The organism is Corynebacterium sp. MSK073, from assembly GCF_030232085.1.
In the GTDB taxonomy this organism is placed as follows: domain Bacteria; phylum Actinomycetota; class Actinomycetes; order Mycobacteriales; family Mycobacteriaceae; genus Corynebacterium.
In genome coordinates, this window is record NZ_JASPIY010000007.1 from 127,950 (window position 1) to 150,019 (window position 22,070).

The window sequence follows — 22,070 nt, forward strand, 5'->3', positions numbered from 1 at the left end:
CCTGGGGGTTGAGTTTGATTAGTTCTTCGGGCTTCATCTTATAGTCCCTATTTCAACTATGTGCGAGAAACCTCCTTAAGGCTGCCCGCGCGCCACACTCCAATAAAGCCAACGAGCGCCAAGAAAATCAACGCCGCTTCTGGTCCCGCGAGAGCAATGACGGAGGAAATACCACCCATGATGAGCAAAATGATGCCCATCATTGTATTCGCGGCACCCACGTACTGCGTCCTTTTATCGCCGCCCGCCATATCCACCACGTAGGTCTTTCGGGCCACGCGGACTGCCGTATGCGCGAGGTTGACAGCAAAGAAGCCGAGAGGCATGACCCAAGCATTCACGGAGTCTGGGGCCCAGTGGGAACTAGCCACGATGAGCAGAATGATGACGGAGGAAATGGCCGCACCAGCCGCCATAGTGTTCTTGGAGGATCTATCCGAAAATATGCCAGAAACGCGCCCGCCTACGAGCGAAGCCTGGCCGGAGGCAAGCACGAAGCCGTAGATGCCGGAAAGGTCATCGTGCAGCAGTATGATAAATGCGGTAGAAAGCGCCGAGACCAGCAACAGAGCGCGAACGATGACGAAGTTGCGGAACTGGGCATCGCCAGTAAAAAGCTTCCAGGTATCTGACCACCAGCTCTTATCGATGCCTTCTTGTTCCCCCTCCGGCACTGGCTCTTCCACGTGCGAAAATACCCACGTGGCAATGCCCCAAGTAGAAGCGCCGACCAATAAAACGATGCCCATAGTGGAAATCGTGAGATCCCCCAAGAGGAATAAGATGACACCGGCCAGCAGGGTGGCCCCGCCGCCCAAGGCCGCTGCGGATCCGGTGACCCGGCCGCGCTGGCCCTTGGAAATCGTGCGCGCCTGCACGTCCTTGCCGGCGATGGAACACAACGCGCGGAACAGGGAAAGCGCCGCCAGGGCGAGAAGCACGACCACGCCCAGCCATGCGCCGCGGATAAAGAATGCGGCAAGGGCAATCACGGCGGCGGAGATGGCTTGGCCGGTCGAGCCGATCATCCACAGGCGCTTGCGGGCGCGGTGCGTGGTCACCCAGGGGGTAAGAGCGGCCTGCGGCAGCATGGAGCCAGATTCCCGGATAGGGGTAAGCAGGCCGGTAAAGAAGGCGGGGACGCCTGCCGCATTAAACAGCGCTGGCAGCACCGTTTTGGAAGCAACGATCTGGTCGCCTAAATTTTGCAGGCCATTGGACCAGATGAAGTACCTAGCATTTGAGTTAGACATGAAAGAACTTTCGAGATAACCGAGACAAAGCGGGATAACACTGTAATCCGGTCAGAAGAGACCGTCGATCAACTTTACTCGCTTCCTACCCCTGGAAAGGGCGAAACCGCTGCGATCGGCTATGTTCAGTAGTTGTTATGCATGACGTGGATCCCCTCATCAACACGATGTACCAGGCCTTCGATCTGATCGGAGTGGCCTTGAACGGCATCATCGGTGGCACGATTGCTCGCCGCCGCGAATTCGACATCGTGGGATTTATCTTCCTCGCCTTATTTTCCGGCCTGGCTGGCGGCATGATCCGCGACATGCTTATCGATGATGGCCCTGCCGCCGCTATTTCAGATCCTTGGTACTTGGGCCTTGCCTGTGCCGGGGCGCTGACCGCCTTCCTCATGGAGCTGAAGGGAAAGGCGTGGGAGATTTTCCGCGAGCACGGCGATGCCATCATTTTGGGTATGTGGTCTACCACCGGTTGTGTGAAGGCACTGGCTGCGGGTATGCCCATGATCCCGTGCGTGTTTTTAGGTGTCTTAACCGCCGTCGGCGGGGGAATGGTCCGCGATGTCGCCTCTGGACAAATCCCGTCCATTTTTGGCGGCAGCCCCCTCTATGCGGTGCCTTCTATCGTCACAGGCATCGTCATGGTGACCTTTGCATCCAATGACCAATTCGCCATGGGGATGGTGGTTTCCCCAATCATCGGCAGTGGCATGGCCATCATTTCCTACTGGCGGGGATGGGTCCTGCCCCGCGCCGGAGTCGCGCCAGTGAACTACACCGCGGCACAGGTGGCCGCGATTGCGAAGAAGGCGGAGCTAAAAGGCTTTCGCCGCGGTCGGCGCAAACGCTAGCGGTTTAGACGGCGCGTAGGACCGTACCGTGGCCGACTTTAAGGCAGGTTGGTGACGATGGCGATGATGACAAGGATAATAAGGACAAGAACGCTCCACCTAAGGAACGGATCCTTGGTTAGGGGCAATGGCTTCTGGGAATCGTCATCACCAGGTTCCGGGGTAGACGTGGAGTGTGGATCGGTCATGGCAGGAATCCTTTCGAGTGCAACATTGCCGCAATGCTAGTGAGGGCGACTATAAGCGTCGCCCTCAAGCAAGAGCAAGGTCCCTCGGCGGAGTTGCGCTAGTACCCTGTGGGGTACGACTACAGATTATCCACTGCGTACTGTGCTTCTTCTGCGGTGAGTTTTTCACCGTATTCGCTGACGAGTTGGTCATAGATAGCATTGGGTGACATGCTCATCGTTTCTTCGTAATCGCGGGCCGTTTGAAGAGCATTATCGTGGTAGTCCGCTTCCAAATTATCAATGGCGTACTGGGCGGCTTCCGGGCTGAATTGTTCGCCGTACTCGCTGCTGAGCTGGTCGTACAATCCCTGCTTGGACATGTGCATGGTATCTGAGTACACCTTGGCACTCTTCAAAGCATTCTTGAATTCGCGCGGGACATCTTGGTCTTCGCTTCGTTCTTCTGGCTGATTGTCGTGCTCATCGCGAGCATCGTCGTCCGCGTTTATTTCTTGGGCTTCTTCCTCCGGGGCGGCCTCTACAGTGCCTTGCTGGGTGGTCTGGTCCGTAGAGCTTTCGCTGGTTTTATCGTCGCTACCGCCCATATTGGCGATGATGGCGATAATGATGAGGACACCGATGATGATTGCGCCCCACTTGAGGCAGCCGCCCTTTTTCTTTTGGGGCTGCTCAGAAGCCGGCTGCCCAGCTGCTGGTTGACCAGCCGGTTGAGAATTATCGGAATAGGGGGATGGAGAGGACATGGTGTGGGTTCCTTTCAAAGTGAGTGAGAGAGGGAAAGAGGAAAGTTTTCCGACATTGGCTGCAAAAGCGCAGCAGTGGTCGAGAGCGATTAGCGCAGCGGATCCTTGGCAACGGACGGTACTGTCTTGAATATCTCCCAAATCAACGACAATGTTGCAGGAATAGAACTCTCGGACTGGAGTGCCAAATCCATTGGGAAAATCAACGTGGCCGAAGGCGTGGTATGTACGTGGCGATTCAGTTATTGAATCTGCCGACTGGATATCAATATCTTCTGGAAAACTGACTCCACCGGGGTACTTGGCACGGCGGGTTACATCCTCGCGGCATTTGTCTAAAGCGGCCTCAGTGTCTTGGGCTTCGCTTATTTTCAGCATGGAAAAAATAAAGGCCACAAACACCACGAGGGCGGCCCCAATAAACAATAGCCAGAACCAACCACCGCTTTAAAAGCGGCTTTTCCACGTTTGCTGATGGAAGTGGCGCAGGAGTTTCAAGGGAGGGAGACGAGTAAGGAGAGTTGTCCAACGCTTTGGTCTTTCGGAAGAGAGATAATGAGTGATTATTGCCGATGCACACCCCCAGCATCTGGCTGTAGTGTGAAGTAGCAATGGTTTAACTAAATCAACTGGTTCGGACATAAGTATGCAGGCGAGCAAGGAAAATCGCCTATGTGTACGAAAATTGTAGATTGCCTTGACTTTCCTTGGCTTAAAGTAGGGTAAGGAAAAGATTTCTATGAGAGTGGACGTAGTAATTATTGGTGGCGGATTCGCGGGCACTTCTGCGGCTATTACCTTGGCTCGCGCGAATCGGTCTGTCGCGTTAGTGGACTCAGATCAGCCACGCAATAGGTTTAGCGAGCATTCCCACGGAGTTTTAGGATTCGAATCTGCATCGCCTGTTCAAATGCTGGAAAGTGGCCGCCAAGAATTTCAATCGTTCGGCGGAGAGGTCATCCCTGAAACTGCGAAGTCGCTTATGCCTGCTGAGGACCACTCGCATAGGTGGAAAACCGAATTGGAAAGCGGCGACGCCATTTACTCGAGCCATGTAATCGTAGCTACAGGTATCACTGACAAATTGCCGGACATCCCTGGCCTTGAACAGTTGTGGGGCAACCGGGTCTTTCACTGTCCTTATTGCCATGGTTATGAGGCCAAAAATAAGAACCTGGTCGTTATTGGTGGGAAGAACCCTCCATTTACTTTCCGTATAACGAAGCTGCTCACTAAGTGGACGGATCGAGTGACTTTCTATCCACATGGGCTGGAGCTTTCCCAGGATGAAAAACGCCTTATGGAATCGCTAGGAATCACAATTGAACCTAATTCGGTGCAAGGGGTTAGAGAATCTGAACGCTTTGATGGCGGCGTAGTACTTGACGTTGGGCAGAAAAAGAAGGAATACGAAGCTTGTTTTACCGGTCCCGAATTTGTTCCTAATGACTCACTACTTAAGCAAGCCGGATGCGCTGTAGAACACGGTTGGGTTAAAGCGGACTCTGGGATGACGTCACTGGAGGGTATTTGGGCTGCAGGAAATGTCATAAGCTCCCCAGACCAAATGCCGCAAGCCATGGGCGCTGGAGCCGCCGTTGCCATTAAGGTGGATCAGAAGATGTTTGATGAGGATATCTCCGGCTGAAGGATTTATACTTTTGTTGCTCATGCTGGAGATTGGATAGTGGTGGCTTCTCCTCAAAGAACAAACAAGTGGTGAACCGAGATGCGTTGGGAGTCCTTGCTACCCGATTTTTCGAGGGGGCTATCTTGTGTGGGCCATTTTTCGCTAGCATGTGATGATGCGCTTTTCCTACCTGGCTGTCCCTACCGTGACAGCGTGTTTATTGTTAGCGGCTTGCTCGAATCCAGATAGTGGGGAGACGAATCAGGCTGCGAATAGTTCCGACTCTGCGTCGACCTCCAGTGCCGGCGCACAGTCAAAGGCGGCGAGCGAACAGCACACGGAGATTCCGACCGCAGATGCCGATGCGGCGCAGCTACTGGCGGGGATGACTATTAGCAATCTCGTCGATAAGCAATCGCAAGAGGTGGCCCGCACTGCGCTTGCCGGTGCCGGAGTGCCACAACAAAGCATCGATGGCTTTTTTGAGCTGGTAGACGAATACAACACTGCTGTACCGACGGACAGCATGGTGACCGAAGGCTTCGCGGAGTACAGGAAGCAGGACCCAGAATACGATGTGGAGGCCATTTCAAAGGCGTGGAATGACCACCATGCGGATTATGTGGGTACCAATTGCCGCATCAATACCTTTACCCTGGCGGATTCGCTCTTTTCCGTTGATGACCAGGACAACCCCAATGACTCCTTGTTGTTCCTAGACCAACAGTCCCTAGACAACGCGCCGGATCAAATCTTTGATGAAGCCGAGCGCGCCAAGTTTGAGGCCTTCTATGGGAATGTGGAAACTACCATGGAGCAAGATCCCGGACAGCACATTGCCGATATCAAGGCTTATTTTAAAGACCGCGGCATCGAGTTTGCGGATACAGATGCCCGAGTGGTGTCGGTATTCTCGCACGATACCTTGACAGAACCGGCCACGCTTTTCATCGGGCATACCGGCGTTGCCGTGCCGTATGAGGATGGCTACCTATTCTTGGAGAAGCTTGCCTTCGACATGCCTTATCAGGCGGTGACGGTGAAGGATATGCAGCAGCTTAATGATTACCTGATGCATAAATACGATGACGGCCCCGATCTGGAATACGGCCAACCCATTATCTTTGACAATGACGACGTGATAGAAGGAATGCGCTACGCCAAGAAGTAAAAGGGCAGTTTAACCCTGTGTGACAGTAATCAACTGCTTCCCGTTAAGAGACACGTGACGTTTAGTAGCTAAATCACGGCGGAATAGTTCGAATACTCGCGGCGGGAAGTACTTTCCCGCCTTTTCCGAACAGTTGCTGCATATTCAGGCGTCAGTGGGTGATATAGGAACCTTGGCAGTTGAATTCTTCTTTTTAAGCGATGCGCGGTCTAAACTGTCAGATGCGAGTTTTTGGTACCGGTGTTCTGGGGACCCGGTACTGTCGTGTTCTGGGTAGTTGGTACTGGGGCCGGGCCGACTTCGTCGGCCCGGCTGTTTGCTTTATTTGTCCGGTTCTATTGGGGCGGTGGCTTTGCGCATGTCAGTGGACCTGACCCCCAGATGGTGGACACCTTGAAACCAGCATCTCGCTGGGAAGTGAGGTACCTTTCCACCATGCCACGCAAGACCTACACCGAGCGGTTCAAGCGTGACGTAGTCTCGTTGTACGAGTCGACTCCCGGAGCAACGATCAACGCGATCGCCTCCGATCTCGGGGTCAACCGCAACTCGCTGCGCAGCTGGCTCGATGCCTTCGGCACCGGCACCAAAACCAATGCCAACGGTGAGAAAGTCGCCAGCCCCATTGCCGCAGCCAACAGCGCACGCACGCCTGCTGAAGGACTCTCCGACGCCGAACGCATCCGCGTGCTGGAACGCGAAAACGCCAAGCTCCGGGAGGAACGAGAGATTCTCCGCAAGGCGGCCAAATATTTCGCGGAAGAGACGAACTGGTGAACCGCTTCCGGTTCGTTGATGACAACCGAGGCCTCTACGAGGTCAAGCGGTTATGTGAGGTTTTGAAGATCAACCGGTCCTCGTATTACAAATGGAAATCAGCTGCTCCTGCCCGCCGGCGACGCGTCCTTGACGACGCGGTGCTGGGAGCGAGGATCAAGGCCGTGTTCACGGCCGAGAACGGTTGTTACGGGGCGAAACGCGTGACGGCGGCCATCAATTCCGATCCAGCCAACGACGACCTTTTCAATCACAAGCGCACGGGCCTGACCCCCGGACAGTGGACACGTCGGGGGGTCAGGTCCCATCCCGCTTCTGTATTAGCTTTGTGGCTATACAGGGCGCTCAATAATTGGTTCTTTTGGGAACCCAGTGAGACCGTCCAATGCGCACGTGGCGCACTGGACGGTTTCTTATGACCGGTGTCCCTTAATCTTGGAGGGGTTCTGCCCTTTAGGAGGGGACTAGCTCGGTGAATTTGAGAAAAGAGAAATGCTCTAGGTGTTTGGAATACACCCAGAGCATTGGTGGAATTGTGGAGATCGTTTGAGTTAGGCGAGTTTAGCGGAGATTTCGATGATCTTTTCAATGACCTTCAGTGCGTCTTGAATTTTGCTGAAGTCAATGTTCTTGATGAACTTTTCGGCCTTTTCGTTGAAGTCATCAGTTTTGCTGGAGAGCTCGTCGAGCTTGGCGTGGAAGTTTTCCTGGTGCTCTTCGTGCTTGTCGCCGAGATCCTGCTTGTTATCTTGGTGCTTGCTGGAGAGCTCGTCCAGCTTGTCGTGGATGTTCTCCTTGTTGAGCTTGGAGGAGCCGTTGTCATCCTGCTCTGGGGCGGTCTCGGTGGTGGTTTCTACCGCTGCGGTGGTCTCGGCTGCAGTGGTTTCGGGAGTGGTGTCTTCAGCGAGTGCCGGTGCCACTGCGGTGGTGGTGGCGATGGCCAGGGTGGTAAGTCCGACGGATGCTTTGCGCAGCATGATTCCTCCTTGATGGAATTTTGTTTTCAAAAGGTGGGTGTTTACACCGGAAACATACTAATGCTTATTTATAAAATATTCAGCTTTTGTGTCGGAACACACAGGAATGAGTCAGGTGTGTTTTACTTTTCCTCTAAAACTTAGGGAGGTCAATCTCTGCGTATCTTGAGGATCTACAGGGGGATAAATACGTGGAGGGATGGCATCGATGAGCCTGCGCAGGGCCTCTTTCCGCGGGTTGATCTATTGGTCCTAGGGAGAGGGAAGAAGGAGCACTAATTTGCCGCCGATGAATGTGATCGCTAAAGACAGCGAGCCCTGAGATTAGTAGATTTTCGCGTTTGGGCGATTCTCTTGGTGACTGTTTTTCTGAGGCCACTGCAAAGAGAAAACTAAAAAATCCCTCTCGCCGGCGTTTATGCCTTTAGAGAGGGCTGCGAAAATGCTTCCCCACCAGGACTCGAACCTAGAATGGCGGTACCAAAAACCGCAGTGTTGCCGATTACACCATGGGGAACCACAGCGATTGCTGTAGCTATAGCGTACCTGACGCCCCCGGGTAAATAACAAATTACTAGGTAGGGGTGGGGCAAAGGATATGGTAGAAGGCATGGTTCGACAGAGAATGACCGGACGCGAGCGCCGCGAGCAATTGATTTCCATTGGGCGCGCCGCCTTCGCGGAATTGGGGTTTGAAGGCACCAGCGTTGAAGAGATTGCGTCCCGCGCCGGCGTATCGAAGCCGGTGGTCTACGAGCATTTTGGGGGCAAAGAAGGCCTGTATGCGGTGGTCGTGGATCGGGAGATGCTGGCGCTGGAAAAAGTCATTAAGGATTCTTTAGAAGAAGGCAGCTGGCGCGAGCGCATCGAGCAGGCCGTAATGGCGCTGCTGAATTACGTTGAGGAAGAAACCGATGGTTTCATCATCTTGGTGCGCGATTCGAAGCCGGGCGAGGAACGCAGTTTTTCCACGCTGCTGAATGCCGCGGTGGGGCAGGTGGCCTATATCTTGGGCGAAGCTTTTGAGCACCGCGGTATTAATCCGGAGTTAGCCAATATTTATGGGCAGGCCCTCGTTGGCATGGTCTCTACCACAGCGCAGTGGTGGTTGGATGAGCGCAGCCCGGATAAACCGGATAAGGAAGTCGTCGCTACGCATATAGTCAATCTATGCTGGAATGGTTTGTCCGGTATGGAAATTAAGCCCAAGCTAGGAGGCAGGAAGTAAATGGCGACGCCAATGCTGGCAGGTCTGCTTAAGGTCGCGGCCACGGACCCGAAGCTCAAGGGGCTTGTGGCCAATGTGGGCCAGGACCTGCACATTACGGGTATTGATCAGGCGCGCCCTTGGGCTCTTGGCACCTTGGCCCACCACGCGCCGGTGCTGGCGGTCACGGCCACCAGCCGCGAGGCGGAGGATCTCACCGCGGAGCTTACCGCGATGATGGGCGATAAAGTCGCGATGTTCCCGTCGTGGGAGACGCTGCCGCACGAGCGGCTGAGCCCGGGCGTGGATATCATCGGCAAGCGCGCGCAGGTGCTGCACAACATTGATGACCTGCGCATTATTGTCACGGCCGCGCGCGGGCTCTCCCAGCCCATCCTGCAGGACATCGAGGGCCGCGCCCCGGTGCATCTGGAAGAAGACCACGAATATAACTTTGATGATGTGGTGCGCAGCCTGGAATTTAGGGCGTATAAGCACGTGGACATGGTGGCTAAGCGCGGTGAGTTTGCCACCCGCGGTGGCATTATCGATGTCTTTCCCACCACCTTGGATTACCCGGTGCGCGTGGAGTTTTGGGGCGATGAGGTTACCGATATCCGCCAGTTCTCTGTCGCTGACCAGCGCACCATCCCGGAAATCGAGGTCGGCCGCGTGGATATCTTTACCGCCCGCGAGCTGCCGATTACGGATGCGGTGGCGCAGCGCGCGGCCAAACTGGCGTCGACGCATACCGGAAACCCAGCGCTGGTGGAGCTGCTCACCAAGGTCAGCGAGCATATTCCGGCAGAGGGCATGGAGGCGGTGTTGCCCGTGCTTTCCGATGCCCCACTGATCACCCTCTCCGAGTTCCTTCCCGCCGCCACGCACGTGGTGATGGTGGCACCGGAAAAGATCAGGCGCCGCGTGGAGGACCTGGAAAAGACCGACGCGGAATTCCTCGCCGCCGGGTGGGAGGCCGCCGCCATGGGCGCGGATGGCCCCTTGTCCACGGAAGGGCTCGATACTGAAGGTTCGAGCTACCGCTCCTTTGAGTCTTTGGAGGTCTCCATTCGCGAGGCCGGGCAGCCACTGTGGACATTTTCCCCACCGGGTATGCTGGCCGGGCCAGAGGAAGAAACCCTGCCGCTCGAGTTCGAGCCCGGGCCCACCCCGCGCGGAGATATCAAAGAAATCGACGCCATGATGGCCCAGCTGCTCGCGCATACCAACGCCGGCGGGCGCGCGGCGTTTATCGCGCCTGCCCAGGGCGCCATCAAGCGCATGGTGGAGCGCTTTGCCGAGCAGGGCATTCGCACCAAGGTGGCCACCCCCGGTTGGGAACCCAGCGCGGGCGAGGTCACCTTGTATCAGGCGCTCAGCCATGCCGGTTTGGTCTTTCCCAAGGTGCGCAAGCTCAAAGACGCTGAGGCGCTGCCGCTCGTCGTGGTCACGGAAACGGACCTGACCGGCAACCGCGTTGGCGATATTGCAGACGCTAAGCGGCGGCCGGCCAAGCGCCGCAATAAGGTGGATCCGCTGGCGCTCAAGCAGGGCGATTTTGTGGTGCATGAAACGCACGGCATCGGCAAGTTTTTGAAGATGGCCGAGCGCACCATCCAATCCGGCGATGAGACCAGCCGGCGCGAATACATCGTGCTGGAATATGCGCCCTCCAAGCGCGGGCAGCCGGCGGACCAGCTGTGGGTGCCGATGGATTCGCTGGACTTGCTCAGCAAGTACACCGGCGGCGAATCGCCCCACCTATCCAAGATGGGCGGCTCGGATTGGAAGAACACCAAGAAAAAAGCGCGCGCCGCCGTGCGCGAGATCGCTGGCGAATTGGTGGATCTCTATGCCAAGCGCCAGGCCGCTCCGGGCCACCAGTTCGCGCCCGATAACCCCTGGCAGGCGGAGATGGAGGATAATTTCCCCTTCGTCGAAACCGAAGACCAGATGTTGGCCATCGACGCGGTGAAAGAGGACATGGAATCCACAGTGCCGATGGACCGCGTGGTCGTCGGCGATGTGGGCTATGGCAAGACCGAGGTCGCCATTCGCGCCGCCTTCAAGGCGGTCCAAGATGGCACCCAGGTCGCCGTGCTGGTGCCGACCACACTGCTGGCACAGCAGCACTACGATACCTTTAGCGAGCGCATGGCCGGTTTCCCCGTCAAGATAGCGGTGCTCTCGCGCTTTACCTCCAAGAAGGAAGCCACGGAGATCTTTAAGGGGCTTGCCGATGGCTCGATTGACATCGTCGTCGGCACGCACCGCCTGCTGCAAACCGGCGTGCACTGGAAGAACTTGGGCCTTATCGTCGTCGATGAGGAGCAGCGCTTTGGCGTGGAGCACAAGGAACACATCAAGGCGCTCAAAGCCAGCGTCGACGTGCTTACCATGTCCGCGACGCCGATTCCCCGCACGCTGGAGATGTCCATGGCCGGCATCCGCGAAATGTCGACGATCCTCACCCCGCCAGAAGATCGCCACCCGGTGCTGACCTATGTTGGTGCCTACGAGGACAAGCAGGTCGCGGCAGCCATTCGGCGCGAGCTGTTGCGCGATGGCCAGACCTTCTTTATCCACAATAAGGTCTCCGATATTGAAAAGAAGGCGCGCGAACTGCGCGACTTGGTGCCAGAAGCGCGCATCGTCGTCGCCCACGGTCAGATGAATGAGGACGTGCTGGAAAAGACCGTCCAGGGATTCTGGGACCGTGAGTATGACGTTTTGGTCTGTACCACCATCGTGGAAACCGGCCTGGATATCGCCAATGCCAATACACTAATCGTGGAAAATGCCCACCACATGGGCTTGTCGCAGCTGCACCAGTTGCGCGGGCGCGTGGGCCGCTCCCGTGAGCGCGGTTATGCCTACTTCCTGTACCCCAAGGGCGCCACGCTGACCGAGACCTCCTATGACCGCCTGGCCACCATCGCCCAGAACAACGATCTGGGCGCCGGCATGGCCGTGGCCATGAAGGACCTTGAGATGCGCGGTGCCGGCAACGTGCTGGGTGCCCAGCAATCCGGCCACATCGCAGGTGTGGGCTTCGACCTCTACGTGCGCTTGGTCGGCGAGGCCGTCGAGGCCTTCAAGTCCCTGGCCCGCGGCGAGGCACCTGCGGTAACAGACGAAGGCCCGAAGGAAATCCGCATCGATCTCCCCGTGGATGCGCACATCCCAGAGTCTTATATCGACTCCGAGCGCCTGCGCCTTGAGGTCTACCGCAAGCTCGCGGCCTCGCAGGACAACAAGGATCTCACGGCGGCGCGGGAGGAAATGGAAGACCGCTTCGGTACCTTGCCCAAGGAGGTCGAGCGCTTGCTCGCCGTGGCGCGACTGCGCCACCAAGCCCGCCGCGCCGGGGTGGCAGACATTACCGTGCAGGGCACCCGCGTGAAATTCCACCCGGTGGAGCTGCCGGATTCCAAGCAGGTCCGTTTGAAGCGCCTCTACCCGGGGTCGAGCTTCCGCGCTGCGGCCAAGGCCATCAACGTGCCCTTCCCCAAGGCCGGGCGCAATGTCACCTCGCCCAAGCTGCGCGATGAGGAGCTTATCCAGTGGGCAGCGGACTTCTTAAGCGCGCTTTTTGATGTCCAACCCATCAACGTCTCCGGCGAGGAAGCCGGCGCCGGGTCGGTCATCAGCGTAGGCGAGTAGCCGATGGGCGAGAAGCCGAAGGGCGCGTAGCCCCTCGGCGCTTAGGAGAAGTCCAAGCCGATATCCAGCACGCGAACCGAGTGGGTGAGGGCGCCGACGGCGATATAGTCCACGCCCGAGGTGCCGTACTCGCCGGCGTTTTCAAGCTGCAACCCGCCGGAGGCTTCTAGCGCCGTGGTTGGGCTGAGCGCTTGGCGGCGGTGGACGGCGGTGTGGACATCGGCAAGCGCGAAGTTATCCAGCAGCACCATATCCGGGTGCAACGGGAGGACCTCCTCGAGCTGGTCCAAGGTATCGACCTCGACCTCGCAGGGGATATCCGGGGCATGCTCGCGCACGCGGCGCAGGGCCGTGGCCACGCTGCCGCCCACGGCGAGTACGTGATTGTCCTTAATCATGGCGGCATCGCCCAAGCCCATGCGGTGGTTTGCCCCGCCGCCGGCGCGCACGGCGTATTTCTGCAGCGCCCGCAGGCCAGGCAGGGTTTTGCGGGTATCGCGCACCTGGGCCTGCTTAATGCTATCCGGAGTCCCCGTTTCCTCCGCCGTTGTCGCGATGGCATCGACCCAACACCGGGTCTGCGTCGCGATGGCGCTTGCGTGCGAGACCATATTGAGCATGGTGCGCTCAGCTGCCAGCACCAAGAGGGTAGGGGCCTGCACCGTGGCGATGACCTGGCCTGGGGTAACGCTGTCGCCGTCGGTGGAGTGGAGGGTGATGGTGGAGGTCGGGGCATCGGCAAGCGCGGCGCCTGTATCCACGCCCCACTGGCTCAAGCGCTGGGCGGTCGCGTCAAGGACCTGCTCGATAAGGCCCAAGCCTGCGATGGCGCCGGCCTCGCGCGCGGTGAACTCCGCCGTGCAACGATTCTCACCCGGCACCGTGGCAAGCGAGGTGTAATCGGGCCCGTAAGCGAAATCCTCATCCAAGGCCGTGGCAATGAGCGCGGAACAATCCGGCAGGCGCAGGTTGTCCATTTACTCGCCCCCGCCGGGATTGCCAATGGAAATCATGGCCTCGAGGGACTTGCGCGCCGCATTCGCGATATCTTCTGGCACCGTGACCTCATCGGTTTCTTCCACCAGGCAGCGCTCCAAGGCGTCTGGGGTGATCATCTTCATGTACTTGCACTCGGCGTGGTCATTGACGGCCTGGAAATCGATATCCGGCGCGGCCTGGCGCAGCTGGTGCAGCATGCCGGTCTCGGTAGCAACGAGCACCTTGTTCTGCGGCTGCTTCTGGGACTGGGTGATCATCTGCCCGGTAGAGAGCATGTGCACGCGCTCTTGCGGCACCAAGCCCTCGTTGGCCAGGTACAAAGCGGAATTGGAGCAGCCGCACTCCGGGTGGATGTACAGGTCCGCGTCCGGGTTATCTTGGGTTTGTTGGGCTAGCTGCTGGGCGCTAATGCCGGCGTGCACGTGGCACTCACCGGCCCAAATGCGGATATTTTCCCGGCCGGTCTCGCGCTTGACGTAGGCGCCCAAAAACTGGTCGGGGCAGAAGAGGATTTCTTTATCCGCCGGCAGCGAATTGACCACGTCGACGGCATTGGAGGACGTACAGCAGACATCGGTCAGCGCCTTGACCTCGGCGGTGGTGTTGACGTAGCTGACCACTAGGGCATCGGGGTGCTCGGCCTTCCATGCGCGCAGCTCATCTGCGGTGATGGAATCTGCCAGGGAACACCCGGCGCGCTCATCGGGGATGAGGACCTTCTTATTTGGCGAAAGGATTTTGGCGGATTCCGCCATGAAGTGCACGCCGCAAAAGACGATGATATCTGCATCGGTTTCTGCCGCCTTGCGGGACAGCGCCAGGGAATCGCCGGTGTGGTGGGCAACGTCCTGGATCTCCGGGATCTGGTAATTATGCGCCAGGATCACCGCATTGCGCTGTTCCGCCAACTCTTTAATCCGCTCCGCCCAGGCCTTGTCTACCGCGGGGTCTGAACCAGCAGGAGTGGCAGAGGGCATAACGCTCGCATTGGTTTGAGTCACAAGTGCTCCAAAAGTGATATTCACAAGAATTAGTGGGGTGTAATTACCGTACTAAACTGTCTGTGTCCAAGACCACTTGCGATGGCGGGCGAGCGCGCCGATGTAGCCCTTTTTGGTGGGGCAGGGAGACTAGAGTTCCAGTGATCCTTGGGTGAGGCCGACCGCGGCGATGATAGCGGCAACCAGCACAACGATGACGATTGACCACTCAAATCCATTAAAAAGCTTCTCGCGGCGCGAGAGGCGGGTGAGCACATATGGGATAAGTCCCGGCACGACGGCGAGGGCGCCGAAGAGAATATAAACCGGGTCGGCGGCGTAAATTAGCCACAACGAGTACACGAAGGCCACTAGCGCGATGCCAAAGTGGCGCCGGTTTTCGCGTTTGGGAATATCTGGCCCAGACAGGTCGAATCGCGTTCCGGCGTGTGGGTGGGTAACGCCCTTTCCACGTATCGCTAGCAGTAGCAGATACAGCGAGGAAAAGATATAGGGTAGCAGGTACATGATGGTGGCCAGTTGCACCATCGCGGCATAGGACGCCTCATTGACGTAGAAGACGACGATGAAGATCTGGATTGCGGAGGTGGAAATCAGTTGCGCCACCCACGGGGCGCCGGCCACATTGATGGTGCCGATGCGGCGGGGAATGAGGCCATCGATGGCCATCATGACGATGGGCTCAGCGCACAGCATTTGCCAGGAAACGTAGGCACCGAGGACCGAGAGGCACAGGCCGATGGAAATCAGCGCGCCGCCCCAAGGGCCGACGACCTCCGTAAGCACCGAAGCCATGGAGTTATCCGGCAGCGCGGCCAGCTCCTCTTTGGTCATCACGCCAAAGCTCAAGGTGGATACGGAGACTAAGAGCGCCAGCACGGAGAAGAAGCCAATGACGGTAGCACGGCCGACATCCGTGCGCTTAGCGGCCTGCTTGGAATAGACGGAGGCGCCCTCTACGCCGATAAAGACCCAGACAGTAAAGAGCATGATGCCTTGGACCTGCTCAAAGACGCTGGCATTGGAATTTCGCCCCCAGAAATCCAGGGTGAATTTATCCCAGCTAAAGCCGATGAACGCGACCAAGACGATGAAGGCCAGGATGGGCACGATCTTGGCAATCGTCGTCACCAGGTTCATGAATGCGGCCTGCTGCACCCCGCGGGCCAAAACGGCGAAGATTCCCCACGATAGAAGGGAGACGGCGATGGCGGACGCCCACTGGTGGTCGGCATCGAAAAGCGGCAGGTAATGCCCAATCGTATTGAAAAACAGCGTGGCATAACCCACCTGCGCCATCACCGAGCCCAGCCAGTAGCCCCAGCCTGAGGTAAAGCCGATGAAATCACCCAGGCCAGCGCGCACATAAGAATAGACGCCGGAATCAAGGTGGGGTTTTCGGTACGCCAAAATCTGGAAGACGAAGGCAACGGACAGCATGCCGATACCCGCCACCAACCAACCGATGAGCATGGCACCTGGGCCTGCCACGGAGGAAATATTTTGGGGTAGCGAAAATATGCCCGCGCCGACGGTGGATCCGATAATCAGCGCGACAAGCGTCCACAATGACACCGAGTGGGACTTATTTTGGCTGGAGGTCATTGGCCTAAAGTACCGCGCCTGCCCCGTTAAAGGGAACTTGAGAAAACACACGGGATAGACTTTGTAGCTATGACAGTCCTGTTGCTCGATGAACGCTGGCCCACCATGATCCCCATGCGCGCCTATGGCAAGTTATATGGCCCCGTTCAGTTCACCGGGGAAGTACCGGTATCAGTGCGGTGGAACTTCTCGGATCTCTTAAGTGGCGATGATGCCACCGGCACCTTGGTCACCACCGATGAACACGATCCGGAAACCCAGGCGCGCATTGCCACCGGGGAACAGGTCATTAGGGCCGAGTCGCTTGACGATGCCGTGATGCAAGCGCGCAGCGCTATGGCAACGGCCCGCCGTATCGGCGAATGGGAGCGCGAGCAGACCCATGAATCGCTCCTGCCGTACCTAGAAGAGGAGGCGGGGGAATTTGCAGCAGCCGTGCGCCAGCACGCACCCGAGGAGGAATTGCTCAAAGAGCTTGGGGATGTTTTCCTGCAGGTGCTTTTTCACGCCGAGATTTCTACCTTCTCGCTTGACGATGTCGCCACAAGTTTCGTGCGCAAGATGCGCTCCCGCGCGCCGTATCTCTTTGATGGCACGGCGGAAATAGTGGGCGTAGAAGAACAAAACCGCCTCTGGGCGGAGGGGAAATCGCGGGAGTAAAAGTGGGGTGAAAGTCGCAGGGACTTTTACGCGCGGCGGGCGCGTGTAGTTATCCGGCGGGGTGAATTTCACTTAGTAGGATGGCTACTCATGAACAGGCTGCTGCGAACAATCGGGGGCTGCGGGCTAGCCGTAGTAATCATCATTGCGCTGGTAATGGGGCTAATTGTATCCAATTCCACCGATGATTCTTCGGTCCCAGACGCCACCCCGCCCGTAGGTGGAAAAGAGGTGGCCAATATCGATGTCAACGCGCCGGGCCGCACGGCCGATAAGCTCACCCACTGGGCATCGGATCTGGCAGAAGCTACCGATATCCCGCCGCAGGCGCTGCGCGCCTATGGCAACGCCGAACTTATCGCCCGGCAGCAGCACCCGGGCTGCAATTTGCGGTGGAATACCCTGGCAGGCTTGGGCTTTGTAGAGACTCGGCACGGTACCTATAACGGCAACTGGTTTAAGTCCTCCAAGCTGGATGACAACGGCTACCCGCAGCCGCCGATCGTCGGCATCACCCTGGATGGCTCGAATAACACCGCGCACACCCCGGATACCGATAACGGCGAAATCGACGGGGATACGGAATTTGACCGCGCGGTGGGTCCCTTGCAGTTCATCCCTACCTCGTGGGAGTCCGCCGGCGGCGACGCCAATGGCGATGGCAAGGCCGACCCGAACCAGATTGACGATGCCGCCCTGGGCGCGGCGAACCTCTTGTGCTTTGGTGATAGGGATCTCAATGACCCGGATCAGTGGGAAGAGGCCATCTTAAATTACAACCAGTCCAGGGAATATCTGGACAAGGTAGCCCATGCGGCCAATGCCTACTCGGTCCCGCAACCGGCTCGCTAGCCTCACGCGTGGCGGTTTTCTGGAACAATTGGGCATGTAACTGAACTAACTGGCTCAGCGACGAACATCATCTATAAGGAGTGAGTTACAGCATGGCTGGTATCATCCACGCATTTGGACGCGAAATCTTGGATTCCCGCGGTAACCCGACCGTAGAGGCCGAGGTCTTCTTGGACGACGGCGCCCACGGCGTTGCCGGCGTTCCCTCCGGCGCATCTACCGGTGTGCACGAGGCACACGAGCTGCGCGACGGCGGCGACCGCTACCTAGGCAAGGGCGTGCAGAAGGCCGTAGAGAATATCAACGAGGAAATCGGCGATGAAATCGCTGGCCTCGAGGCTGATGACCAGCGCCTCATTGACCAGGCGCTCATCAAGCTGGACGGCACGGATAACAAGTCCCGCCTTGGCGCCAATGCCATTCTCGGTGTGTCCATCGCTACCGCTAAGGCTGCCGCCGAGTCCGCCGCGCTGCCGCTCTACCGCTACATTGGCGGCCCGAACGCTCACGTTCTTCCCGTTCCCATGATGAACATCCTGAACGGCGGTTCCCACGCTGACTCCGGCGTGGATGTGCAGGAATTCATGATTGCCCCCATCGGTGCGGAGACCTTCACCGAGGCCCTCAGCATCGGTGCTGGCGTGTACCACTCCCTGAAGGCCGTCCTGAAGGACAAGGGCCTGTCCACCGGCTTGGGCGATGAGGGCGGCTTTGCTCCTTCCGTCGATTCCACCCGCGCTGCGCTCGACGTCATCGTTGAGGCCATTAAGAAGGCCGGCTTCGAGCCGGGCAAGGACGTCGCCTTGGCCCTCGACGTCGCTTCCTCCGAGTTCTACGAGGACGGCAAGTACCACTTCGAAGGCGGCGAGCACACCGCCGAGGAGATGTCCAAGGTCTACGAGGAGCTCATCAACGAGTACCCCATCGTGTCCATCGAGGACCCACTGCAGGAAGACGACTGGGAAGGCTACACCACCCTGACCGCCGCTATTGGCGATAAGGTCCAGATCGTCGGCGATGACTTCTTCGTCACCAACCCGGCTCGCCTGCAGGAGGGCATCGATAAGAAGGCGGCCAACGCGCTGCTGGTAAAGGTCAACCAGATTGGTACCTTGACCGAGACCTTCGATGCCGTAGAGCTTGCACACCGCAATGGCTACCGCACCATGATGTCCCACCGCTCCGGCGAGACCGAGGACACCACCATTGCGGACTTGGCCGTCGCCCTCAACTGCGGCCAGATCAAGACCGGTGCCCCGGCCCGCTCCGAGCGCGTGGCTAAGTACAACCAGCTGCTGCGCATTGAGCAGGAGCTTGGCGATGCCGCCGTCTACGCCGGCCGCTCCGCCTTCCCGCGTTTCAACGCTTAAGGCCTAGCGGTCTAGTCTAGAAGCTAGACGCCGCTAGGAATTTAGCCCCCGATGTGCCCCGAAAAGGTGCGGTGGGGGCTTGCTCGTTCTGAGCATCTCGAGCGCCTGAGAAAGTTGATGAAATTCCGCGCGTGCCACGCCTGTGTTACTGGTGTGGCGGCGCTAGGATAGTAACCCTATGGCACGTGAGAAGAAGACGGAGCGCCGCCGGAGCCGCACTAGGGTTCCGGTGGCCTCGCGTGCTGCGGATATCCGCAAATCCCAGCGGGCGCAGGAAAAGAAGAACCGCAAGCCCGATCGCATGAGCATCGTTGGCATGACCGTCATCGTTGTTTTTGTGTTGGTGGTGCTCGTCATCATCGCGGTGCCGCTGCGCAATTACTACCACGGCCGCTCCGAAATCGCTCGGCTGAATGAATCGATTGCGGCGAAGCAGGATGAAAAAGATGCTCTATTAGAAGAGATCGATAAATATAAATCAGAGGACTTTATCAAGCAGGAAGCCCGGCGGCGCTTCGGCGTGGTAGAGCAGGGTGAGACCGCGTACCGCATCCTCGATCCTAATATTCAGCCCGATGACCAGGTCACTACCGATGGTCAGTCGCAGGAAGATTCGCGCCCGTGGTTTGAGGTGTTGTGGGATTCGGTGGCGCAGCCGCCGGAAGAAGAGGCCCCAGCGGGCGAGTCGCAGCACCTGCCAATTGAGCCAGCGCCTGAGGAGAGTGACGATGTGCGATAATTGTTCGCATGACCGTCACTGATGCAGATTTAGCCATCGTTTCCGAGCAATTGGGCCGCACCCCACGCGGCGTGCTGGAGGTATCGTTCCGCACACCGGATGGCCAACCGGCCGTGATTAAAACTTCTCCCAAGTTGCCGGATGGCACCCCGTTTCCCACACTGTATTACCTCACCGATCCCCGCCTGACCGCGGAAGCCTCCCGGTTGGAGGTCGCCCACGTGATGAAGTGGATGGAGTCCCGCCTGGCCGAGGATAAGGAGCTTGCTGCCGACTACCACCAGGCCCATGAGCATTTCTTGGCCAAGCGCAATGAGATTGAGGACTTGGGCACAGATTTTTCTGGCGGCGGCATGCCCGAGCGGGTGAAGTGCCTGCACGTGCTCATCGCCTATGCGCTTGCCGAAGGCCCCCAGCACTTCCGCCTCGGCACCGAGGCCGTGGCAATGGCGGCCGACCACGGTAAGCTACGCGGTACGGCGATTCCGCAGGATTGGCCCACGGTGGAAGAGCTGGGCATTGACTTGGCGGAGTTCGATTTTTCCAACGCTGAATAGGAGTACGACATGACTCGCGTGGCAGCCATTGACTGCGGTACCAATTCCATTCGCCTTTTAATCTCTGAAATCGATGAAGACGGCAAGGTGCGCGATATCACCCGCACCATGGAAATCATTCGTCTGGGCCAAGGCGTGGATGCAACGGGTGAAATCGCGCCCGATGCCTTAGAGCGCGCCCGCGTGGCCTTGGAGGGCTATGTGCGCCAGATGAAGTTCGAGAAGGTTACCCGCGTGCGCATGGTGGCAACCAGTGCCACCCGCGATGCGAAGAACCAGCAGGAATTTTTCGATATGACCGCCGAGCTTTTGGGGCAGATCCAATCCGGCGCAAAGGCGGAGGTTATATCCGGCGAAGAAGAAGCACTCCTGTCCTTCAACGGCGCGGTCGCCGATATGGAGCCGGACCGCGGTCCCTTCTGCGTCATTGACTTGGGTGGCGGGTCCACCGAATTCGTCGTGGGCACCGCAGATGAAGAGATTCTAGGTTCGCACTCTGCGTACATGGGCTGCGTGCGCCTGACAGAGCGCATCATGCGCACCGACCCGCCCACGGAATCAGAAATCGAGATTGCCTCCGAATACGTGGCAGAGCGCATGGGCGAGGTGGAAAAGATCGTCCCCATGTCCAAGGCGCGCACCATTGTGGGCTGTGCGGGCACGTTTACCACGCTATCCGCCCTGGCCCAGGGCCTAGAGCGCTATGACCCCGATGCGATCCACGGCTCGGAGCTACGTTTTGATGCCCTGCGAGTGCTGCTCAAGCAACTCGTCAGCATCCCTTCGGAGGAACGCGCCCTGAATCCCGTCATTCACCCTGGCCGCGCCGATGTCATCGGCGGTGGGGCAGTAGCAGTTGAAGGAATCATGCAGCTCATCGAGCGCACTAGCGATGCACGCAGCTTCTTCATCAGTGAAAAAGACATCCTGGACGGCATCATTGCTGGTCTGGTTAGTGAATCGACCCCTCATTAACTCTTTTTAGGAATAGTGTCCTACACTATTCCTTGCGCCCGCCCCCATAGCCCAATCGGCAGAGGCAGTCGACTTAAAATCGATTCAGTGTGGGTTCGAGTCCCACTGGGGGCACGCTCTGAAGTCTCGAGACATCGTTCCTATGGTGTCTCGAGACTTTTAGTATGGCTGGGCCTAGCGTTTTAACTGGCTGGGAGAGCCCAGCCTGTTCGCATGCCTTTCTCGCACCTAATCTGCGAGTCAAAGACGCGTGCAGCCCAATCCCAGCCGGTCCACAGCTCCTTGTCTGGACCTGCGTCAATAATTTTAGGCTGTACGGTTTTTCCGGTTGTTGCCGTCGATGGCAATTCCGACTGCGATGAATGCAGGGATGAAAAATGCGCTAGCTCCCGCCAGCGTCATGATGATTGCTGTGGCAGTGGAAATGAGTGTAAATCGCAAGGTGTTCCTTAACTCTCGGCCGAAGTATGACTGTCTAGGCACTTGAGGATCAGCTCATGAAGAAGATGCCTCTTCTAAGCTTATATCGAAGCTACGGATAGTAAATCCTCGGTGCACCAGACCGAGCATGATGGGCGGCGAAGGATCGAGAAAAGAGCAGTAGGAATGAGGGGCGGTAGCGCCCTAACAGAGCAGATCACCATGGTGATCTGCCTCGTAGGCAGATGCTCTTTTGCAATCTGTTGGTCCTACGCCGAGGACTTTTCCGGCGGCTCACCCGACATGAGAGTAAGTTCCTAGCAACAAGATTCGGGACACGTCACAGGAGAGTGACGCGGGCTTGTTTTAGGGACCGGTAAGGCGGTACCAGGTACCGGGGTGGCGGTAGCCGCCCGGTAGCCGGTT

At 57.9% G+C, this 22,070-nt stretch carries 18 protein-coding genes, 1 tRNA gene and 1 pseudogene; 13 read left to right on the forward strand and 7 right to left on the reverse strand.

Annotated features, from left to right (window positions below; translation table 11 throughout):
- Window positions 1–56: 56 nt before the first annotated feature.
- Window positions 57–1,253, reverse strand: a complete 1,197-nt coding sequence (locus tag QP970_RS06555) for an MFS transporter (RefSeq protein WP_284869792.1) — start codon at window positions 1,251–1,253, stop codon at window positions 57–59.
- A 137-nt stretch (window positions 1,254–1,390) separates the two neighbouring features.
- Here QP970_RS06555 and QP970_RS06560 point away from each other — a divergent pair, with 137 nt between their 5' ends.
- Window positions 1,391–2,107: a trimeric intracellular cation channel family protein gene (locus QP970_RS06560; RefSeq protein WP_239269137.1), complete on the forward strand. Its 717-nt coding sequence runs from the start codon at window positions 1,391–1,393 to the stop codon at window positions 2,105–2,107.
- Window positions 2,108–2,145: 38 nt separating this feature from the next.
- Here the strand turns inward: QP970_RS06560 and QP970_RS06565 are convergent, their stop codons facing one another.
- Both QP970_RS06565 and QP970_RS06570 read right to left on the reverse strand, forming a co-directional pair.
- On the reverse strand, window positions 2,146–2,295 hold the full coding sequence (locus tag QP970_RS06565) for a hypothetical protein (RefSeq protein WP_239269136.1): 150 nt from the start codon (window positions 2,293–2,295) through the stop codon (window positions 2,146–2,148).
- Window positions 2,296–2,414: 119 nt separating this feature from the next.
- Window positions 2,415–3,041: an Ltp family lipoprotein gene (locus QP970_RS06570; protein ID WP_284869793.1), complete on the reverse strand. Its 627-nt coding sequence runs from the start codon at window positions 3,039–3,041 to the stop codon at window positions 2,415–2,417.
- 739 nt (window positions 3,042–3,780) lie between these two features.
- On the opposite strand from QP970_RS06570, the gene QP970_RS06575 reads away from it, so the two are divergent.
- The 3 genes and pseudogenes from QP970_RS06575 to QP970_RS06585 all read left to right on the forward strand — a co-directional run.
- Window positions 3,781–4,689 (forward strand): NAD(P)/FAD-dependent oxidoreductase, encoded by a 909-nt coding sequence (locus QP970_RS06575; RefSeq protein ID WP_239269134.1) that lies wholly within the window; start codon window positions 3,781–3,783, stop codon window positions 4,687–4,689.
- Window positions 4,690–5,056: 367 nt separating this feature from the next.
- Complete coding sequence (locus QP970_RS06580; RefSeq protein ID WP_239269133.1) at window positions 5,057–5,842, forward strand: DUF4300 family protein; 786 nt, start codon at window positions 5,057–5,059, stop codon at window positions 5,840–5,842.
- A 435-nt stretch (window positions 5,843–6,277) separates the two neighbouring features.
- Window positions 6,278–6,879: pseudogene (locus QP970_RS06585) on the forward strand (transposase); the annotation flags it as partial.
- 291 nt (window positions 6,880–7,170) lie between these two features.
- On the opposite strand, the gene QP970_RS06590 reads toward QP970_RS06585, so the two are convergent.
- On the reverse strand, window positions 7,171–7,596 hold the full coding sequence (locus tag QP970_RS06590; protein ID WP_284869794.1) for a hypothetical protein: 426 nt from the start codon (window positions 7,594–7,596) through the stop codon (window positions 7,171–7,173).
- Window positions 7,597–8,206: 610 nt separating this feature from the next.
- On the opposite strand from QP970_RS06590, the gene QP970_RS06595 reads away from it, so the two are divergent.
- Both QP970_RS06595 and mfd read left to right on the forward strand, forming a co-directional pair.
- The gene (locus tag QP970_RS06595) at window positions 8,207–8,824 is read left to right on the forward strand and encodes a TetR/AcrR family transcriptional regulator (protein WP_005282075.1); all 618 of its coding nucleotides are present in this window, start codon (window positions 8,207–8,209) and stop codon (window positions 8,822–8,824) included.
- On the forward strand, window positions 8,825–12,466 hold the full coding sequence (mfd, locus tag QP970_RS06600) for a transcription-repair coupling factor (RefSeq protein WP_239270119.1): 3,642 nt from the start codon (window positions 8,825–8,827) through the stop codon (window positions 12,464–12,466).
- Between the two features lie 41 nt (window positions 12,467–12,507).
- Here the strand turns inward: mfd and nadC are convergent, their stop codons facing one another.
- The 3 genes from nadC to QP970_RS06615 all read right to left on the reverse strand — a co-directional run bounded on the left by nadC (window position 12,508) and on the right by QP970_RS06615 (window position 16,071).
- Window positions 12,508–13,443, reverse strand: coding sequence for a carboxylating nicotinate-nucleotide diphosphorylase (gene nadC, locus QP970_RS06605; protein ID WP_239270118.1), 936 nt, complete (start codon window positions 13,441–13,443; stop codon window positions 12,508–12,510).
- Entirely contained in the window at window positions 13,444–14,466 is a 1,023-nt protein-coding gene (nadA, locus tag QP970_RS06610) for a quinolinate synthase NadA (RefSeq protein ID WP_370657804.1), read from the reverse strand.
- A 129-nt stretch (window positions 14,467–14,595) separates the two neighbouring features.
- Window positions 14,596–16,071 carry an amino acid permease gene (locus tag QP970_RS06615; protein WP_239270117.1) on the reverse strand — a complete coding sequence of 492 codons (1,476 nt, stop codon included), beginning with the start codon at window positions 16,069–16,071 and terminating at the stop codon, window positions 14,596–14,598.
- A 69-nt stretch (window positions 16,072–16,140) separates the two neighbouring features.
- Here QP970_RS06615 and QP970_RS06620 point away from each other — a divergent pair, with 69 nt between their 5' ends.
- From QP970_RS06620 to QP970_RS06650, 7 genes are all read left to right on the forward strand, one after another.
- Entirely contained in the window at window positions 16,141–16,731 is a 591-nt protein-coding gene (locus QP970_RS06620) for a MazG nucleotide pyrophosphohydrolase domain-containing protein (RefSeq protein ID WP_239270116.1), read from the forward strand.
- A 90-nt stretch (window positions 16,732–16,821) separates the two neighbouring features.
- Window positions 16,822–17,583: a lytic transglycosylase domain-containing protein gene (locus QP970_RS06625; RefSeq protein WP_239270115.1), complete on the forward strand. Its 762-nt coding sequence runs from the start codon at window positions 16,822–16,824 to the stop codon at window positions 17,581–17,583.
- 92 nt (window positions 17,584–17,675) lie between these two features.
- Window positions 17,676–18,953, forward strand: a complete 1,278-nt coding sequence (eno, locus tag QP970_RS06630; RefSeq protein WP_023026132.1) for a phosphopyruvate hydratase — start codon at window positions 17,676–17,678, stop codon at window positions 18,951–18,953.
- 178 nt (window positions 18,954–19,131) lie between these two features.
- The gene (locus QP970_RS06635) at window positions 19,132–19,692 is read left to right on the forward strand and encodes a septum formation initiator family protein (RefSeq protein ID WP_239270114.1); all 561 of its coding nucleotides are present in this window, start codon (window positions 19,132–19,134) and stop codon (window positions 19,690–19,692) included.
- Window positions 19,693–19,700: 8 nt separating this feature from the next.
- Entirely contained in the window at window positions 19,701–20,249 is a 549-nt protein-coding gene (locus tag QP970_RS06640) for a DUF501 domain-containing protein (protein ID WP_023026136.1), read from the forward strand.
- Window positions 20,250–20,258: 9 nt separating this feature from the next.
- On the forward strand, window positions 20,259–21,224 hold the full coding sequence (locus tag QP970_RS06645; protein ID WP_005280018.1) for a Ppx/GppA phosphatase family protein: 966 nt from the start codon (window positions 20,259–20,261) through the stop codon (window positions 21,222–21,224).
- A 40-nt stretch (window positions 21,225–21,264) separates the two neighbouring features.
- Window positions 21,265–21,338: transfer RNA gene (locus QP970_RS06650), tRNA-Leu, on the forward strand.
- Window positions 21,339–22,070 lie beyond the last annotated feature (732 nt).

Coding starts and splice junctions, on each gene's coding strand:
- QP970_RS06580 (WP_239269133.1), top strand. CDS start 5,057: ATGACTATTAGCAATCTCGTCGATAAGCAATCGCAAGAGGTGGCCCGC.
- QP970_RS06595 (WP_005282075.1), top strand. CDS start 8,207: ATGGTTCGACAGAGAATGACCGGACGCGAGCGCCGCGAGCAATTGATT.
- QP970_RS06590 (WP_284869794.1), bottom strand. CDS start 7,596: ATGCTGCGCAAAGCATCCGTCGGACTTACCACCCTGGCCATCGCCACC.
- mfd (WP_239270119.1), top strand. CDS start 8,825: ATGGCGACGCCAATGCTGGCAGGTCTGCTTAAGGTCGCGGCCACGGAC.
- QP970_RS06625 (WP_239270115.1), top strand. CDS start 16,822: ATGAACAGGCTGCTGCGAACAATCGGGGGCTGCGGGCTAGCCGTAGTA.
- QP970_RS06555 (WP_284869792.1), bottom strand. CDS start 1,253: ATGTCTAACTCAAATGCTAGGTACTTCATCTGGTCCAATGGCCTGCAA.
- QP970_RS06575 (WP_239269134.1), top strand. CDS start 3,781: ATGAGAGTGGACGTAGTAATTATTGGTGGCGGATTCGCGGGCACTTCT.
- QP970_RS06640 (WP_023026136.1), top strand. CDS start 19,701: ATGACCGTCACTGATGCAGATTTAGCCATCGTTTCCGAGCAATTGGGC.
- QP970_RS06560 (WP_239269137.1), top strand. CDS start 1,391: ATGCATGACGTGGATCCCCTCATCAACACGATGTACCAGGCCTTCGAT.
- nadC (WP_239270118.1), bottom strand. CDS start 13,443: ATGGACAACCTGCGCCTGCCGGATTGTTCCGCGCTCATTGCCACGGCC.
- QP970_RS06635 (WP_239270114.1), top strand. CDS start 19,132: ATGGCACGTGAGAAGAAGACGGAGCGCCGCCGGAGCCGCACTAGGGTT.
- QP970_RS06565 (WP_239269136.1), bottom strand. CDS start 2,295: ATGACCGATCCACACTCCACGTCTACCCCGGAACCTGGTGATGACGAT.
- eno (WP_023026132.1), top strand. CDS start 17,676: ATGGCTGGTATCATCCACGCATTTGGACGCGAAATCTTGGATTCCCGC.
- QP970_RS06620 (WP_239270116.1), top strand. CDS start 16,141: ATGACAGTCCTGTTGCTCGATGAACGCTGGCCCACCATGATCCCCATG.
- QP970_RS06645 (WP_005280018.1), top strand. CDS start 20,259: ATGACTCGCGTGGCAGCCATTGACTGCGGTACCAATTCCATTCGCCTT.
- QP970_RS06615 (WP_239270117.1), bottom strand. CDS start 16,071: ATGACCTCCAGCCAAAATAAGTCCCACTCGGTGTCATTGTGGACGCTT.
- QP970_RS06570 (WP_284869793.1), bottom strand. CDS start 3,041: ATGTCCTCTCCATCCCCCTATTCCGATAATTCTCAACCGGCTGGTCAA.